General features: G+C 52.1%; 2 tRNA genes and 2 rRNA genes. All 4 read left to right on the top strand.

The features are described 5' to 3' along the window. Positions 1 to 204 (top strand): 16S ribosomal RNA (locus CRJ00_RS01415); the annotation flags it as partial. A 127-nt stretch (positions 205 to 331) separates the two neighbouring features. Further along, positions 332 to 408, top strand: a tRNA-Ile gene (locus CRJ00_RS01410). A 10-nt stretch (positions 409 to 418) separates the two neighbouring features. Further along, positions 419 to 492 (top strand) — tRNA-Ala (locus CRJ00_RS01405). A gap of 142 nt (positions 493 to 634) precedes the next feature. After that, positions 635 to 929 (top strand): 23S ribosomal RNA (locus CRJ00_RS01400); the annotation flags it as partial.

The following is a 929-nucleotide window of genomic DNA, read 5'->3' as shown; positions in this document are numbered from 1 at the left end:
GAAGTTGGATTCGCTAGTAATCGCGTATCAGCAATGACGCGGTGAATACGTTCCCGGGCCTTGTACACACCGCCCGTCAAGCCATGAAAGCTGGGGGTACCTAAAGCATGTAACCGCAAGGAGCGTGTCAGGGTAAAACCGGTAATTGGGGCTAAGTCGTAACAAGGTAGCCGTACCGGAAGGTGCGGCTGGAATACCTCCTTTCTGGGGCCTGTACCCGGCCTCGCTGCATAACAGATCATAGATGATGGATAACAGACTCATAAAGAAGAAAGTGCCCGCCCGGACGATGTCCAGGATGGGGTCACCGAGAGAGAGATGAAGATAAGCTAGTCCCGTAGCTCAGTTGGTTAGAGCACTACACTGATAATGTAGGGGTCAGCAGTTCAAATCTGCTCGGGACTACCAGGATACGGAAGGGGAATTAGCTCAGCTGGCTAGAGCACCTGCCTTGCACGCAGGGGGTCAACGGTTCGAATCCGTTATTCTCCACAGGCCTTCCCGCAAGGGGAAGGGATGAGAGTTCTTTGACATATTGGAAGAAAAGAGATAACAAGAGAAGACAACAGAGGAGAAGTGCCCACGGGCATGGATCCAAAGCAACGCACCATCTGGCAAAAGGGATGGTGTCGTGAAGAAAGTAAACAAGGGCACACGGGGGATGTCTAGGCTCTCAGAGGCGATGAAGGACGTGATAAGCTGCGATAAGCCACGGGGATCGGCAAATGCGAATCGATCCGTGGATCTCCGAATGGGGCAACCCGGCATGTTGAAGACATGCCATCAAATGAAGCGAACGCGCCGAACTGAAACATCTAAGTAAGCGTAGGAGGAGAAAATAACAATGATTTCCCAAGTAGTGGCGAGCGAACGGGAAAGAGCCCAAACCATACCTGTTACGGCAGATATGGGGTTGTAGGACCACGAGA

It is taken from the genome of Sphingobacterium sp. 1.A.4, from assembly GCF_002734245.1.
Classification (GTDB): domain Bacteria; phylum Bacteroidota; class Bacteroidia; order Sphingobacteriales; family Sphingobacteriaceae; genus Sphingobacterium; species Sphingobacterium tenebrionis.
Note: the sequence above shows the minus strand (reverse complement) of the source record. Positions and strands in the feature narration are given on the sequence as shown.